General features: G+C 61.9%; 15 protein-coding genes. 11 read left to right on the top strand and 4 right to left on the bottom strand.

Translation table 11 applies throughout. The features are described from left to right. Positions 1 to 74 precede the first annotated feature (74 nt). The 7 genes from BLW50_RS09220 (at position 75) to BLW50_RS09190 (ending at position 8,530) form a co-directional block, all read left to right on the top strand. Positions 75 to 1,703 (top strand): CTP synthase, encoded by a 1,629-nt coding sequence (locus BLW50_RS09220; protein WP_090700642.1) that lies wholly within the window; start codon positions 75 to 77, stop codon positions 1,701 to 1,703. Positions 1,704 to 1,851: 148 nt separating this feature from the next. After that, positions 1,852 to 3,132, top strand: coding sequence for a serine--tRNA ligase (serS, locus tag BLW50_RS09215; protein ID WP_090700639.1), 1,281 nt, complete (start codon positions 1,852 to 1,854; stop codon positions 3,130 to 3,132). 431 nt (positions 3,133 to 3,563) lie between these two features. Next, positions 3,564 to 4,262: an outer membrane protein gene (locus BLW50_RS09210; protein ID WP_090708923.1), complete on the top strand. Its 699-nt coding sequence runs from the start codon at positions 3,564 to 3,566 to the stop codon at positions 4,260 to 4,262. Positions 4,263 to 4,501: 239 nt separating this feature from the next. Then, a complete protein-coding gene (gene surE / locus BLW50_RS09205) occupies positions 4,502 to 5,266 on the top strand; it encodes a 5'/3'-nucleotidase SurE (protein ID WP_090700636.1) in 765 nt (254 codons plus the stop codon). 78 nt (positions 5,267 to 5,344) lie between these two features. After that, entirely contained in the window at positions 5,345 to 6,028 is a 684-nt protein-coding gene (locus BLW50_RS09200; protein ID WP_090700633.1) for a protein-L-isoaspartate O-methyltransferase family protein, read from the top strand. A gap of 192 nt (positions 6,029 to 6,220) precedes the next feature. Beyond that, on the top strand, positions 6,221 to 7,453 hold the full coding sequence (locus tag BLW50_RS31235) for a M23 family metallopeptidase (RefSeq protein WP_210186060.1): 1,233 nt from the start codon (positions 6,221 to 6,223) through the stop codon (positions 7,451 to 7,453). A 168-nt stretch (positions 7,454 to 7,621) separates the two neighbouring features. Continuing rightward, positions 7,622 to 8,530: a DMT family transporter gene (locus tag BLW50_RS09190; protein WP_090700630.1), complete on the top strand. Its 909-nt coding sequence runs from the start codon at positions 7,622 to 7,624 to the stop codon at positions 8,528 to 8,530. A 1-nt stretch (position 8,531) separates the two neighbouring features. On the opposite strand, the gene BLW50_RS09185 is transcribed toward BLW50_RS09190, so the two are convergent. The 3 genes from BLW50_RS09185 to BLW50_RS09175 form a co-directional block, all read right to left on the bottom strand. Continuing rightward, positions 8,532 to 9,323, bottom strand: coding sequence for an SDR family NAD(P)-dependent oxidoreductase (locus tag BLW50_RS09185; protein ID WP_090708919.1), 792 nt, complete (start codon positions 9,321 to 9,323; stop codon positions 8,532 to 8,534). Between the two features lie 32 nt (positions 9,324 to 9,355). Further along, entirely contained in the window at positions 9,356 to 10,264 is a 909-nt protein-coding gene (locus tag BLW50_RS09180) for a helix-turn-helix domain-containing GNAT family N-acetyltransferase (protein WP_090708917.1), read from the bottom strand. A gap of 136 nt (positions 10,265 to 10,400) precedes the next feature. Continuing rightward, positions 10,401 to 10,952, bottom strand: a complete 552-nt coding sequence (locus BLW50_RS09175) for a GFA family protein (protein WP_090700628.1) — start codon at positions 10,950 to 10,952, stop codon at positions 10,401 to 10,403. Positions 10,953 to 11,048: 96 nt separating this feature from the next. On the opposite strand from BLW50_RS09175, the gene BLW50_RS09170 reads away from it, so the two are divergent. Then, entirely contained in the window at positions 11,049 to 11,687 is a 639-nt protein-coding gene (locus BLW50_RS09170) for a TetR/AcrR family transcriptional regulator (RefSeq protein ID WP_090700625.1), read from the top strand. Here BLW50_RS09170 and BLW50_RS09165 read toward each other — a convergent pair. Further along, the gene (locus BLW50_RS09165; protein WP_090700623.1) at positions 11,684 to 12,562 is read right to left on the bottom strand and encodes an ATP-binding protein; all 879 of its coding nucleotides are present in this window, start codon (positions 12,560 to 12,562) and stop codon (positions 11,684 to 11,686) included. The two genes, BLW50_RS09170 and BLW50_RS09165, sit on opposite strands and share 4 nt — an antisense overlap. A 215-nt stretch (positions 12,563 to 12,777) precedes the next feature. Between BLW50_RS09165 and yajC the strand changes: the two genes are divergently transcribed. The 3 genes from yajC to secD all read left to right on the top strand — a co-directional run bounded on the left by yajC (position 12,778) and on the right by secD (position 15,832). Next, on the top strand, positions 12,778 to 13,110 hold the full coding sequence (yajC, locus tag BLW50_RS09160) for a preprotein translocase subunit YajC (protein WP_090700620.1): 333 nt from the start codon (positions 12,778 to 12,780) through the stop codon (positions 13,108 to 13,110). 86 nt (positions 13,111 to 13,196) lie between these two features. Then, positions 13,197 to 14,168, top strand: coding sequence for a SecDF P1 head subdomain-containing protein (locus tag BLW50_RS09155; protein WP_139267544.1), 972 nt, complete (start codon positions 13,197 to 13,199; stop codon positions 14,166 to 14,168). 38 nt (positions 14,169 to 14,206) lie between these two features. Beyond that, positions 14,207 to 15,832 carry a protein translocase subunit SecD gene (gene secD, locus BLW50_RS09150; RefSeq protein ID WP_090700614.1) on the top strand — a complete coding sequence of 542 codons (1,626 nt, stop codon included), beginning with the start codon at positions 14,207 to 14,209 and terminating at the stop codon, positions 15,830 to 15,832. The last annotated feature ends 5 nt before the right edge of the window (positions 15,833 to 15,837 follow it).

The following is a 15,837-nucleotide window of genomic DNA, read 5'->3' as shown; positions in this document are numbered from 1 at the left end:
CGGCTGTGTATATCCCGTGGGGTGGTACGAAAGTCCTCCCCGAATCGATCACGAAAGGATAGGTCTCGGTTCCCATGGCGCGGTACGTTTTCATCACCGGCGGCGTGGTCTCCTCGCTCGGCAAAGGTTTGGCATCGGCGGCCCTGGGGTCGCTGCTGCAGGCGCGGGGCTACACGGTCCGCCTGCGCAAGCTCGATCCCTATCTCAACGTCGATCCGGGCACGATGAGTCCGTATCAGCACGGCGAGGTTTTCGTCACCGATGACGGCGCTGAGACCGATCTCGATCTCGGTCACTACGAGCGTTTCACCGGCACGCCGGCGCGCAAGTCCGACAACATCACGACGGGCCGGATCTATCAGGAGATCATCGCCAAGGAGCGGCGCGGCGACTATCTCGGCGGCACCGTCCAGGTGATTCCGCACGTCACCAATCACATCAAGGAATTCGTCCTGGAAGGGAATGACGGCGTCGATTTCGTTCTGGTCGAAATCGGCGGCACCGTCGGCGACATCGAGGGCCTGCCGTTCTTCGAGGCGATTCGCCAGCTCGGCAACGATCTGCCGCGTAATCACTGCATCTATGTCCATCTGACCTTGCTGCCCTTCATCCCTTCGGCGGGCGAGTTGAAGACCAAGCCGACTCAGCATTCGGTGAAGGAGCTGCGCTCGATCGGCATTCAGCCCGACATTCTTCTGTGCCGCACCGATCGCGAGATCCCGCGCGAGGAACGCCGCAAGCTCGGCCTGTTCTGCAACGTGCGCGAGAGCGCCGTGATCGAGGCGCGCGATGTCGGCAATATCTACGACGTGCCGCGCGCCTATCACGAAGCCGGGCTCGACCGCGAAGTGCTCGCTGCTTTTGGCATCGAGCCGGCGCCCAAGCCCGACATGCGTCGCTGGGCTGGGGTAGAAGAGCGCATCCACAATCCCGAGGGCGAAGTCACCATCGCCATCGTCGGCAAATATACCGGCCTCAAGGATGCCTATAAGTCACTGATCGAGGCGCTGGCCCATGGCGGCATGGCCAATCGCGTCAAGGTCAAACTCGACTGGATCGAATCGGAAGTGTTCGAGAAGGAAGATCCGGCGCCCTATCTCGAAGGCGTCCATGGCATTCTCGTGCCGGGCGGCTTTGGCGAGCGTGGCTCCGAAGGCAAAATCCTGGCGGCGCGTTTCGCCAGAGAACGCAAGGTGCCGTATTTCGGCATTTGCTTTGGCATGCAGATGGCGGTGATCGAGGCGGCGCGCGCCTTGGCTGGTATCGACAAGGCGAGTTCGACCGAATTCGGCCCGTCATCCGAGCCGGTGGTTGGGCTGATGACCGAATGGATGCGCGGCAACGAGCTCGAGCAGCGCCACGCGGAAGGCGACCTGGGCGGCACCATGCGCCTCGGTGCTTTCAAGGCGAGCCTGAAGCCCGGTTCGAAGATCGCCGGCATCTATGGCACCACGGATATCTCCGAGCGCCATCGGCACCGCTATGAGGTCAACACGGCCTATCGCCAGCGGCTGGAAGACAAGGGCCTGACCTTTGCCGGCCTGTCGCCCGATGGCCTGCTGCCGGAGACGGTGGAGTTCGAGGACCATCCCTGGTTCATCGGCGTGCAGTACCATCCGGAACTGAAATCGCGCCCCTTCGAGCCGCATCCACTGTTCGCCAGCTTCATTGCCGCGGCGAAGGAACAGAGCCGGCTGGTCTGAGACATCCAGGCGGGCGCTCCTTGCGCCCGTCTTTCCTCCCTGTCCGCTCGCGCATCTTCCCCCCGCGTCTTGGCCTCTCGCCGCTTTTGTTGCATGTAGCAGCCGACCGCCCGACGTTGCGGGGCAAAGCACGCCAATTGGACATCCCATGTACGACATTCGCTGGATCCGCGAGAACACCGAGGCTTTCGATGCCGGCCGCCGTCGCCGTGGCCTGGAGCCGCTAGGGCAGACGCTGCTGACGCTCGACGATGCCCGTCGCGCCGCCATCGCCCAGGCACAGAAGGCGCAGGAACGTCGCAACGCCGCCTCCAAGGAAATCGGCGCGGCGATGAAGGACAAGGACATGGCGCGCGCCGACGCGCTGAAGGCCGAGGTCGCCACGCTGAAGGACAGCATGGCCGGCTATGAGGCTGAGGAAAAGCGCGCCATCGAAGCGCTGAACGTCGAACTCGGCGCCATCCCGAACACGCCGCTCGACGAAGTGCCTGAAGGCAAGGACGAGCACGACAACGTCGAACAGCGCGTTGTCGGCGAGAAGCCGCGCTTCAACTTCGTGCCGAAAGAACATTTCGACATCGGCGAAAAGCTTGGGCTGATGGACTTCGAGACGGCCGGCAAATTGTCGGGCGCTCGCTTCGTCGTGTTGAAGGGCGCGCTGGCGCGGCTCGAACGCGCCTTGATGCAATTCATGCTCGACCTGCACACGCAGGAGCATGGCTACGAGGAAGTGAACCCGCCGCTGCTGGTGCGCGACGACGCCATGTTCGGCACGGCGCAGTTGCCGAAATTTCGTGACGATCAGTTCGCTGCTGGCGATGGCTTTTGGCTCATTCCCACCGCCGAAGTTCCTCTCACCAATCTGGTGCGCGAGAGCATCGTCGATGGCAAGCAACTACCGATGCGCATGACCGCCGGCACCTATTGCTTCCGCGCTGAAGCAGGGGCGGCGGGGCGCGACACGCGCGGCATGATTCGCCAGCACCAGTTCAGCAAAGTCGAACTGGTGTCGATCGCCACACCAGAACAATCGCGCGACGAACATGAGCGCATGACCGCATCCGCCGAAGCCGTGTTGAAGCGCCTGGGGCTGCACTACCGCGTCGTCCTGCTCTGCACGGGGGATATGGGTTTCGCGTCGCAGAAGACTTACGACATCGAAGTCTGGCTGCCGGGACAGGATCGCTTCCGCGAGATTTCATCCTGCTCGATCTGCGGTGATTTCCAGGCCCGGCGCATGAATGCGCGGTTCCGTGAGGCCGAAGGCAAGCAAACGCGATTCGTCCACACGCTGAACGGTTCAGGCGTTGCTGTTGGTCGTGCGCTCGTAGCGATTCTCGAGAACTATCAGAACGAGGATGGTTCCGTGACGGTGCCGGAGGCGCTGCGGCCCTACATGAACGGCCTTTCGACCATCACCGTTCGGTGAACATGGTGAAGATTCGCTTGCCATAATTGGCTCATTTCGATCCAGCGTCATGAACGTGACCACATTCGCGCCATAATGCGACGAGTTTGGTCGCCTTTCATGGCGCTTCGTCCCGTGGCTCGTTGTGAGCCTCTTGGAACCCGTTTTAAAACATCTAATAGTTTCAGCTAAATCAGTGGTTAGCCAATGGTTATGTTACTTCGATGCAACAGCTTATCACAACGAAACGGAGGCCATTTTTAAGGCACATCTCAGCCACATTGGTCTTGTTAAACGGACCTGTGCCTCGGCTGCGACACCTACCGTGCTTTGCCTTCTGGAAGACCTGGAAAGCGCATTTCGGCGGGAACCAAAGCCAATGTGCGGCGATTTGGTGTCAGCACACACTGCATGGGGCGCTTGGTTTTGAGATGAGTGAAAAGGAAATGAATATGCGCAAGATCCTCCTGACCGCCGCCGCGCTTTCGGCGATGGCTTCCACGGCCATGGCGGCCGACCTTCCGCGCCGCGCCCCGGCGCCGGCTCCGGCTCCGATCTACGTTGCTCCGATCTTCACCTGGACCGGTTTCTACGTCGGTGGTCAGATCGGTGGCGGCTGGGGCCGTAGCGAACTCGCTGGCTTCGGCTACAACGCCAATGGCGTCGTCGGTGGTCTCCATGCCGGTTACAACCAGCAGTTCGGCATGATCGTCGCCGGTGTCGAAGGTGACATCGAAGCCACGTCGCTGAAGGGCTCGGGTTCGAACTTCTTTGGCAGCACGTTCAAGACACGCGCTCCGTGGCAGGGTTCGTTGCGCGCTCGCGTCGGCGTCGCCGCGTTCGACCGCGCCCTGATCTACGCCACCGGTGGTGTCGCCTTCGCCAGCATCCGCAACGAAGTCTTCGTGCCGCCGTTCGCTTCCTCGACCTCGACGACCCGCGCGGGTTGGACGGTTGGCGCTGGCGTCGAATACGCCATCGACAACAACTGGTCGGTTCGCGCCGAATACCGTTACACCGACTTCGGCCGGTTTAACGTCGGCTTCTTCCCGCTGGGTTCGGCTAACACCCGGTTCAAGGAAAACACCGTTCGCGTTGGCGTGTCTTACCGCTTCGGCAGCGCCGCCGGTCCGGTCCTCGCCCGCTACTAAAGGCAAATCGCGTTTCGTAAGAAACGCGATTGTGCAGGGCGACCTGAACGATCTTCAGCCGGTGGCCTTCGGGCCGCCGGCTTTTTTATGGACAAGCGGGAAGGGGCTGATCGGGGGCTGGGCGCGCGAATAGGGCTCGGGGAATTAGTCTTGGCTAGAATCGTCCATGCCCTATAGATACAGCGCTGAACAAAGGCCAAAACTGGGGATGGCCAGAACCGAGAAGGCCAGCCGCGCGCATGCATATTCTGATCACCAATGACGATGGCATCCATGCGCCGGGCCTCAAAGTCCTCGAGGGCATTGCCGGCCAGCTCGGCGCCAGCCGGATCACCGTCGTCGCCCCGGAGGCCGATCAGTCCGGCGTTGCCCATTCGCTGTCACTCAACGATCCCCTGCGCCTGCGCGAGGTCACCCCCAGTCATTTCGCCGTCCAGGGCACGCCGACCGATTGCGTCATTATGGCCATCCATAAGATATTGGAGGGCGCCCGGCCGGATCTGGTCCTGTCTGGCGTCAATGCCGGGCACAATGTCGCCGAGGACGTCACTTATTCCGGCACGGTCGCGGGCGCCATGGAAGCCGCCATTCTCGGCATTCCGGCCATCGCCTTGTCGCAGAGCTTTCCGGCCGGCGCGCGCGACATGATTCCCTGGGACAATGTCGAAACCCACGCCCCGGACGTGCTGCGCCGCCTGATCGAGCTCGGTATCCCCCTGGGCACGTTGATCAACGTCAACTTTCCGCGCTGTTCGGCGAGCGAAGTGCGCGGCATCTCGGTTTGCAGCCAGGGCAAACGCGACGCGGCGTTGCTGCGCGTCGAGGAGCGGCTCGATGGCCGCCACCGTCCTTATTATTGGATTGGCTTTCAGCGCCAGACATCAGCGCCGGCAGCGGGCTCGGATCTCGCAGCTCTTGCCGACAATCGTATTTCCATTACGCCATTGCGCATCGATCTCACCGACCGGGAGGCTATGCAGAAATATGCCGGTGCCTTTGCCTGATGTCATAGCGTTTTGTGCTTTGACGGAATCGTCAAACGCTACAAAGACGCGTGAAAATAAAGATTCGGGAATGACGCCGTGAACGGCGGCGTTCCAGCGACCACGCCGCTATCGGCCACCGATCAGGCCCGCATGGCCTTTGTACTGCGGCTGCGCGGGCGAGGCATTTCCGACCTCAGGATATTGCGGGCGCTCGAAACTATTCCGCGTGAACTGTTCGTGCCGCACCGGCATGTCGACCTGGCCTGGCGCGACATCGCCCTGCCGATCGCCTGCGGTCAGACCATGCCGGAGCCCTTCCTTGTCGCCCGTATGCTCGAGGCGTTGAAGGTGCAGCCTTCGATGCGCGTCTACGAGATCGGCACCGGCTCCGGTTACACCACCGCGATCCTGGCCAATGTCGCCAGCGAGGTCCTGTCCTGTGAGCGCTATCGCACCCTGGCGAGCCAGTCGGCCGAGCGGCTGCGCCAGCTGGGGCTGGAGAATGCCCAGATCGAATGGCGCGATGGTCTGGCCCCGCCCGAGGGGGCAGGGCAGTTTGATCGCATTCTCGTCCATGGGGTGATGAACGAGATTCCCCGGCAGGTGGGCGGGCTCATTCACCAGGCCGGCCTCATCGTCTGTGCACGTTCCGATGCGGAAGGGAACGTCAATCTGGTCAGTTTGCGACGCGCCGCCGACGCACCGGATGGTTACGAAGTGACGATCATCGCACCCTGCCGCTTGGCGTCGCTGGTGCCGGGAAAATCGCTCCGGCTTTAAGGTAGAGCGGCTTTCGACCACTTTGATGCACGCATTATTACATTATAAAACATAGTTATTTCAGTCGGATATTATAATCCGCGCGCAGAATTCTCGAAAATTCTGACAAATAGATTCATCATAAACCCCGTCTTAACCGGCCTGCGTCATTACTGAATTTGCATAAGTGATGCGTGGTGTGCGGGTAAGCAAATGAGTGCAAGGTTCAATTTCTCCTCGATGCGCATGCCAATGCGCTTTGCCTTGATGAGCGCTACCGCGTTGTTGATCGCTGGGTGCTCCGACTCCTCCAGGCTGGCCGATCTCACGGGCGGCGTTGATCGCAGCGCGACGGGCTCGGTGCCACGTCCGCCCGATCCGGTGAACGGCGGTTATCCGGTTGCCCAGGCAGCCTCCGCTCCGGTGCGGTCGGCTTCGATCCAGTCCTCGCCACTGCCGCCGCCGACGATCCCTTCGCGGCCGAACTACACCGCGCCAGCCACCCCGAGCCCGCAACTGTCGGCCGCGCCCGCTGCGCATGTCGCGACGACCGCGACCGCAGGGGTTCGTTCGTCTGGCCCGTGGACCGCTTCCGGTGGCACAGCCATCACGGCCGGGCAGGGCGATACGGCGAGCGCGCTCTCCAATCGCTACGGCGTGCCGCAGGAGGCCTTGCTGAAGGTCAACGGTTTGTCGTCGGCCTCGCAGATCCAGCCGGGCACGCGCGTCGTCATCCCGATCTACAATCTGTCGGCTCAGTCCTCTTCGGCACCGGCCGCTGCTGCAGCCAAGCCCGAGCATAAGCCGGTCATGGCCGCCAAGCCCGAGCACACACCGGCGAAGGTTGCCGAAGCCGCCAAGCCGGCTCCGACAGCAAAGCCGAAGCTGGCTGAAGTGAAAAAGCCGGAGCCGGCCCGCAAGCCCGAGAAGGTGGCCGAAAAGCCGGCTGAAGCGGTGAAAGCCGCCAAGCTGGAGGCCGCGCGCCCGACGAAGGTTGACGCGACGCCGACCGCCAGCGTGCCGCCTGCCCAGGAGGCCAAGCCGACAACGACCGCCAGCGTCAGCAGCGACGACGGCAAGCCGGAATTCCGGTGGCCGGCCCGTGGCCGCGTCATCCAGGGCTTCAAGGCTGGTGGCAACGACGGCATTAACATCGCCGTGCCGGAAGGCACCGCTGTGAAAGCGGCGGAAGGCGGCGTGGTCGCCTATGCCGGCAGCGAGCTGAAGGGCTATGGCAACCTGGTTCTGATCCGCCATCCCAACGGCTTCGTCTCGGCCTATGCGCACAATGGCCAGCTGAGCGTGAAGCGCGGCGAAGCGGTCAAGCGTGGGCAGACCATCGCCACGTCCGGCCAGTCGGGCAACGTCTCGTCGCCGCAACTGCACTTTGAATTGCGTAAGGGCTCCACGCCAGTTGATCCGTCGGGTTATCTGGCGGGCCTGTAAAGCAAAACGTTTGTTCCGGCTGCCGCGAGACACGTGCACCGGGCCAAAAAGGGCGGCGGGGTCCAAGGAAAGGCCTCGCCGCCTTTTTGCATTCGCGACCTGCGGAATCTGATGTTGCCTAATTTCTAGTCGCCGTGCAGCGTCCGGTGACAGAGGTGAATCAGAATCATGTCCGCGTCCCGCTCTCTCGACCGCCTCGGTCTGTTGCTGACCCTTGGTTTTTGTTTGTCCTGGTCGGTGCAACAGGTGGCGGCCAAACTGGCCATGCCGGAAGTGCCGGCGTTGACGCAAGCCTCGGTTCGCTCAGTCGGCGCCTGTATCGTTGTCGCCACCTGGATGTGGCTGCGGCAGCCGGACGTGTTTCGCCGTGACGGCACGCTTGTCAGCGGCCTGGTGGCTGGCGCGTTCTTCGCCCTGGAATTCCTGTTGCTGTTTCTCGGCCTGCAATGGACAACGGCGAGCCACGCCATCCTGTTCATCTATACGGCGCCGCTCTTCGTCTCTCTTGGCATCATCTGGGTCGCACCCGACGAGCGCCTGCGCCCGTCGCAATGGGTCGGTCTGGCTCTGGCTTTCATCGGTGTCGCCTTGGCGCTGAGCGTCTCGTTCAGCGTCTCAAAGGAAATGCTGATCGGCGATGTGCTGTGTCTGCTGGCGGGAATTGGCTGGGCGATCACCACGCTGATCATCAAAGGGACCAAACTGAGATTCGCGCCAGCTTCGAAGATTTTGCTCTATCAGCTTGCAGTGTCGTCATTTTTTCTGGTTCTTGCAGCTTTACTGAAAGGTGAAACGCCGAGCTTTTCCATCTCGGCTCTGGCCTATGCGTCGCTGGCCTATCAGACGATCTGGGTCGCCGCGATCACCTTCATGGGCTGGATGTGGCTGGTCTCGCACTATCGTGCCGCCGAGCTGTCGGCGCTCACCTTCTTGACGCCGGTGCTGGGCGTTGTCGCTGGCTGGGCCATCATGGGCGATCCGCTGCCACCGCAATTCGCGCTGGCGGTGGCTTTGCTGATCGCCGGTCTGCTCCTGGTGAGCTGGCCGCGCAAGGCGGCAAAGCCGGTGGTGAAATAGGCTACCCGGCGAGAAAGCCGCCATCGGTGGCCAGAACATGTCCGACCACGTAGCTGGCCTCGTCGGACATCAGCCAGACGGCGGCGGCGGCAACTTCCTCCGGATGCCCCATCCGCCGCAGCGGCAGGCCAGCCGCAACCGTTCGCATGTCGGCGATGCCTGAACGCAGCATCATGTCGGTGACGACGCGACCTGGCGCGACCGCGTTGATGCGAATGCGTGAGGGCGCATATTCCATCGCGGCCGCACGGGTCAGGGATATGATCGCCGCCTTGGACGCCCCGTAGAGCGCCAGCCCTGGATTGGGGTTCCTCATGCCGCTGACGCTCGTATTGTTGACGATCGTGCCGCCGCCCGAGGCGAGCAGTGCTGGGATCTCATGGCGCATGGCGTGGAAGACCGCGCGCACGTTCGTATCGAAGACCTCAGCGTAGACGTCGTCGGTTTGCTCAACGAGCGGCGCGCGCCGCTCCTGAAAACCCGCGTTGTTGAATACGGCATCGAGCCGGCCGAACCGCGCCATCGTCTGCGCGATCATGTCGGCACTGTCTGATTCCCGCCTTACGTCCGTGGTGACGAAGAGGCTGTCCGCGCCCAATCGTTGGATATCTTCGGCGAGAGCCTGGCCCAGCTCGCGCCGTCGCCCGGTGACGACGATGGCCGCCGCACCTTCCGATGCCATCAACAAGGCCGTGGCGCGGCCGATGCCGCGGGTGGCGCCGGTGACGAGGCAGACGCGGCCTTTCAGCCGCCTGGCCGGCGCGCGGACGGGAGTGGGGCCGGCAAGCTCCATAAGGGAAGGGGCGTTCGGCGAGGCAGCGTTCGTCATGGGCGGGGCCTGACAAAGCGCTGCTCCTGGACAGCCTTACCCCATTGCTCGCCGGTCCATTCTTCCGCGCAGACAAAGCCATGCGCTTCGTAGAGACGCCGGGCGGCAGAAAGACCGCTGAAGGTCCATAAATGCGTTTCGGCGAAAGCCTTTTCATCCACGAAAGCCAAGGCGGCTGCGAGCAGCTTTCTGCCGCCGCCACCGCCGCGCACTGCGTCGTCGACGATGAACCAGCGTAGATGCGCGATGTTGGCATCCGGATCTTCTTTATTTAAGTCTTCGCCATCGATCGCTATCGAGCCGATGATCTGGCCCTCTTTTACGGCGGTCCAGATCGCGTTGCGGGGGCTCTCCGAGCGATTGCAGAAATCAGCTAAACCACTCGCCACAACCGATTCAAAACGCTGCCCAAAACCGACTTCCCGCGCATAGTAGAGCGCGTGCATTTGCGTGATGCGCGCGATGAGGCCCGGCCGATAACCCGCTATGATTTCGATGGGCGCAGCGGCAGTGCCACCGTTCGCTTGCGTATCAAGTGCATCGGTATAAAGGCGCAGTCCTTCCAGAACGGTACGGTCCTGGCCGGGTTTGAGCCGCGCAAGCGCATCGGCGACCTGTGCGCGGGCGAACGCATGAATCGCTGCGACCTGCTTTTTGCCTGATGGAGTCAGGGACAGGATTTTGACGCGGCCATCGTCTTCTCCGGCCGTCTCCTTCACGTCGCGGGACTCGACCAGTTTGCGCAGCATGCGGCTGACGCTCGATTTTTCCAGGCGAAGGCGGGTGCCGAGATCTCGCGCGGTGACACCGCCCTTCTCAATCTCGATCAGCGCATGCACGGCGGAGGGCGACAGATCTGTGCCGGCGAAGTTGCCGCCGCCCATGAAGCCCAGCTCGCGCACCATCGCGCGGGACACGGCGCGGATTTCTTCAACCAAGGATGGATCGGTGTTCACGTTCGGAGGCTCTTGTTCAATATAGTTGTGTTGTACAACAATATGGTTGTGCTGCGCAACTATATCTATAGGCCGTCACCGCGGATCAGGGATCGATCGTGCCGTTCACATAGTTGATCTTCGGCGCCCGGAAGCCCATGGCCGCCCAGGCCGTAAGCAGCTTCCACATGAACCGGCCGGAATGGGTTTTGTAGCTGGGCAGCCCATCGGTGAACGCGACGGCGGGCCGGCGATCCCGCGTCATGGTCCGCATTTCAAGCGCCGGCTGTTCGGCCTTTGGAAAGCGGTCTTTGTAAATCGACAGCCAATGGCCGCCGCTGAATTCCAGGAACATCGGCGTGTTGCAGCAACTGGCGATTACGCGCCGTGTCTTGGACGTCGGGGCCAACCGATGTTCCCGCAAATGGGCTTGGCCGCGCAGACAGCGGATCCGATCCTTGCGGAACAACACGAAAGGGGTGCCCCCATCAGCATCGAGAAGCGGAGGCGCGCTGGGACGAGCTTCCAGACGCTGGCCGGCGGTCTGGCAGCTCGTGCAATAGCAGGTCGCGGTGACGATCGGCTCGCCGCTGGTTTCAAAGGCGACCTGACCGCAGGTGCAAGCCGCTGTGCGAAGCCGTGTTTGATAAGTAGCCATCTCGTCCTCTGAGGTGCTCTTGAATTAGACTGGACCGTCCAGTTTGATAAGTCAATCGGCAGCGTGTAGTCTCAAGGCCCACAGAGTAGGGCGAGCATGAACAAAGTTGCGATTTCACGCATCGAGCGGACGCATCGCGCGATCATCGCAGCAGCGGCTGAGTTGTTTCTCCGGCAAGGCTTCCTCGGCACCAGCATGGACGAGATCGCAGCGGCAGCGAACGTGTCGAAACAGACCGTCTATGCGCATTTCCAGAGCAAGGAGGCGCTGTTTCTCGATATCGTTCGCGGCATGACCGGCCGGGCCGGCGACGAATTACAGGAACAGGTCTCTGATCCGGCCGCCGACGTCCCGATCGAGCAATTCCTTCTCGATTTCGCCACCCGACAGCTTTCGATCGTCGTAACGCCCCGGCTGCTGCAACTGCGACGATTGGTGATCGCGGAGGCGGGGCGTTTTCCCGAGCTTGGCCGGGCACTGCACGAACGCGGACCGATGCGCTCCATCAATCGGCTCGTACAGTCCTTCACCCGTTATCAGGCGAGCGGCGATCTCAAAATCGATGATGCCCCTGCGGCGGCTTCGTTCTTCAACTGGCTGGTCATGGCAGCGATGACCAACGATGCCATGCTGCTGGGCGACGATGCGATACCACAGGCGGACGCGATGGAAGGCCACGCGAAGGAAGCCGTCCGCATTTTTCTGTCCGCCTATGGCGCCCGCAAACCGTCTTAGTTGGTCTTCTTGCCCATGCGGCCAGCGAGATCCTGAATATATTGCCAGGCCGTGCGGCCGGAGCGGGCGCCGCGCGTCGTCGCCCATTCCAGCGCCTCGGCGCGCATGGTTTCGGCCGGATAATCAAGCTCGAAGTATTTGGCATAGCCGAACACCATGTCGAGATAGTCGTCTTGGCTGCACTTGTGAAAGCCGAGCCACAGGCCGAAACGATCCGACAGCGAGACTTTCTCTTCCACCGCTTCATGCGGATTGATCGCGGTCGAGCGCTCGTTCTCCATCATGTCGCGGGGTAAAAGGTGCCGGCGGTTGGAGGTGGCGTAAAACACCACATTGTCCGGCCGTCCTTCGATGCCGCCTTCGAGCACCGCTTTCAGCGATTTGTAAGAGGTGTCGTCGGTGTCGAACGACAGGTCGTCGCAGAAGACGATGAACTGCTGCGGCGACTGGCGCACGATGTTCATCAGCGCCGGCAGGCTCTCGATATCCTCGCGATGGATTTCCACCAGCTTGAGTGCGTGGGTGCCGGCGGGCCGTTCGCGATTGATCTGCGCATGGATGGCTTTCACCAGCGACGATTTGCCCATGCCGCGAGCGCCCCAGAGTAGGGCGTTGTTGGCCGGCAGGCCCTGGGCGAAACGTAGCGTATTCTCGAAAAGCTGATCGCGAACCCGATCGACGCCCTTGAGCAGGGCCATTTCGACCCGATTGACCTTCTTAACCGGCTGCAACACATGGCCGGAGGCATGCCAGACAAAGGCGTCGGCGGCGTCGAGATCGGGCCGATCCTGCGATTTGGGGGCGAGGCGCTCCAGCGCCCCGGCGATCCGCTCCAATAGCGGTAACAGTGTTTCCCGATCAGTAGAATTGCTCATTGGCCCCGTCCGGTGGTGCGCCTGCAAGTCAGCTTCTTTGGCGATGGCGCGGTTTAGCTTGCGAAATGAGGCAGGTCCATGCCGAAACAGGCATTTGAGGGGTTCGGAAAGCGCAGAGCCGGCATTGCTTTACGGGCGATGGCCGCTATATTCCGCGCCGAATGACCGGCCGCTTCGCGCCGGTGCCCGCCTAGCTCGATGGAGCCTTGTTTCCGATGTCTTTTATCACTCCGGCCTATGCCCAGGCTCTCGGCGGCTCCGGCCAGTTCGACATGATCGCCCAGTTGGCGCCCTTCGCCATCATCCTGGTCATCATGTATTTCCTGATCCTGCGCCCGCAGCAGAAGCGCCAGAAGGCCCATCAGGAGATGATCAAGAATGTGCGCCGCGGCGACACGGTCATCACCTCGGCCGGTTTCATCACCAAGGTTACGAAAGTGATCGATGACAGTGAAATCGAAGTCGAATTGGCGCCCGACACCCGCGTCCGCATGGTCCGTTCGATGATTGCCGAAGTGCGCGCCAAGGGCGAGCCGGTTAAGGAATAACCGAGGCGCAGGCCCGTATCTAACCGGAACAGGAAAATATGCTTCGCTTCTCCCGCCGGAAGGTCGCCTCGGTCATTCTACTGACCGTGCTGACGCTTCCTCAAATCGCTCTCGGGCTCGACCCGAAGGCGGGGGCACGGGTGGTATTCGAAGTTGATTCCAACGATGTGCTGCGCGGCCAACTTGAGCAATTGAAAAGCGACATAGGCCGGATTTTGCGTGAGCAGCGTGTGCGCAGTCTCGCCGGACCGCTCACGGTTTCTGGCCGCACGGTTCAGTTTCGCATCAACGATCCAAGTGAGCGGGCCCGTGTCCGGACGAAGCTGAGTCAGCAGCCATTGCCGACCGACGGTGACAAAGCGAAGGCTGAAGCGCTGCCGACGCCTGACGTTCGAGAGGATGCCGACGGTCAGGTCGTTGTGGCAGTGACCGAAGCGAGCACTCAGGAACTTATCCGTCGCGCTGCCGAGCGGAGCATTGAAGTCATCTACCTTCGTGCCGGCACCGGCGAAATGCGGAAGCCGAACATCGAACGTCAGGGCGTTAACCGCATCCTGGTGCAGGTGCCTGGCGTGCCGGACACCAAGCGTCTGATTGATCTGCTCGGCATGCAGGCGAAGCTCGAATTCCGCCTTGTCGCCACTCCCGGTTACAAGCCTGCCGACGTTGACATGCTCAATGAGTATGAGCGAACGCCGGACGGCAAGGGCGAGCGTATCGTCACCACCTATCCAGTCGAGAAGCTTGTGATGGTGCAGGGCGAAGACCTTGTCGATGCGCAGCAGGGCTTCGACTCAGGCAATGGCGAGCCGGTGGTGAACTTTCGTTTCAACACTCGTGGCGGTCAGCGCTTGAGTGAAGTGACGAGTCAGAATGTCGGGAGGCCCTTTGTTATGGTGCTCGACAACAAGGTAATTTCGGCCCCACGCATTCTCACTGCCATCACAAGCGGCTCTGGCCAGATTTCCGGCCGCTTCACCGTGCAGCAGGCCAACGATCTGGCGATCTTGCTGCGTGCTGGAGCTTTGCCGGCTAAACTTACCGTGGTCGAGGAATGACCGGGGCGCAGGCCCGTATCTAACCGGAACAGGAAAATATGCTTCGCTTCTCCCGCTGGAAAGTTGCTTCGGTCATTCTGTTGACCGTGCTGACGTTCCTCATCATCGCGCCGAGCTTCCTCAGCAAGGAGACGCGTGACGAATACGCCAAGCACCTCCCCAAATGGGTGCCGTTCCAGGGCATCGTGCTCGGCCTCGATCTGCAGGGCGGGGCGCATGTCGTATTCGAGGTTGATTCGAACGACATCCTGAAGACGCAGCTTGAAAATCTGCGCGATGACGTGCGCCGCATCCTCCGCGAGGAGCGCGTGCGCAGCCTGGCCGGATCAGTCGCCGTTTCCGGTCGTACGGTTCAATTGCGCGTCAACGACCCGGCCGAACGCGCTCGCGTTCTGACGAAGCTGCGCCAGCAGGCGCAGCCGGCGGGTGTCAACGCGCTGGGCCTGGCTACGCCGCCGGCTTTCGACGTTCGCGATAATTCCGATGGCCAGATCGTTCTGTCGATGACGGAAGCGGGCACGCAGGAGCGCATTCGCCGCGCTGTCGACCAGACGATCGAAGTCATCCGTCGCCGCGTCGACTTCGGTGGCACCACCGAACCGAACATCCAGCGTCAAGGCGCTGACCGTGTGCTCGTGCAGGTGCCGGGCTTGCAGGATACGAGCCGACTGATCGGCTTGCTCGGGGCGCAGGCGAAGCTGGAATTCCGTCTCGTTGCCGACCCTGGCTACAATCCAGGCGACGTCGACATGCTCAATGAATATGAGCGCACGCCTGACGGTAAGAGCGAGCGGGTTGTCGCCACCTATCCGGTCGAAAAGCGCATCATGGTGCAGGGTGAAGACCTCACCGACGCGCAGCCTGGCTTCGACTCGCGCAATGGCGAGCCGGTGGTGAACTTCCGTTTCAACATTCGTGGCGGCCAGCGCTTCGGCGAGGTGACGAGCCAGAATGTCGGCAAGCCGTTCGCCATCGTCCTCGACAATAAGGTGATCTCGGCGCCGCGCATTCTTACCGCCATCACCGGTGGTTCCGGCCAGATCTCCGGCCGCTTCACCGTGCAGCAGGCCAACGACCTGGCGATCCTGCTGCGGGCCGGCGCTCTGCCGGCCAAGCTCACCGTGGTCGAAGAACGCACCGTCGGTCCGGGCCTCGGTCAGGATTCGATCGACGCCGGCAAGCGCGCCGCCTATGTCGCCGCCGCCCTCGTCATTGTTTATATGTTGATGACCTATGGCCTGTTCGGGATCTTCGCCGATCTGGCGCTGACCATCCATATAGGCATGATTTTCGCCGGCCTGATCCTGTTGCAGGCAACGCTCACGCTGCCCGGCATCGCCGGCATCGTGCTCACCATCGGCATGGCGGTGGATGCCAACGTGCTCATCTACGAGCGCATTCGCGAAGAATCGCGATCCGGCCGTTCCATCATTTCGGCTCTTGATGCTGGCTTTAATCGCGCTTTCGCCACGATCATCGACTCCAACTCGACGATGATGGTGGCCGCCGTGATCCTGTACTTCCTGGGGTCGGGACCCGTGCGCGGCTTCGCCGTGTCGCTCGGCCTCGGCATTATTACGTCCGTCGTCACCGCCGTGACGATGACCCGCATGATGATCGCGCTGTGGTACCGCTGGAAACGGCCGACCAGTATTCCGATCTAGTTTTT

The sequence above is a fragment of the Beijerinckia sp. 28-YEA-48 genome (genome assembly GCF_900104955.1).
GTDB lineage: Bacteria > Pseudomonadota > Alphaproteobacteria > Rhizobiales > Beijerinckiaceae > Terripilifer.
This window is presented reverse-complemented; position numbering and strand designations above follow the sequence as displayed.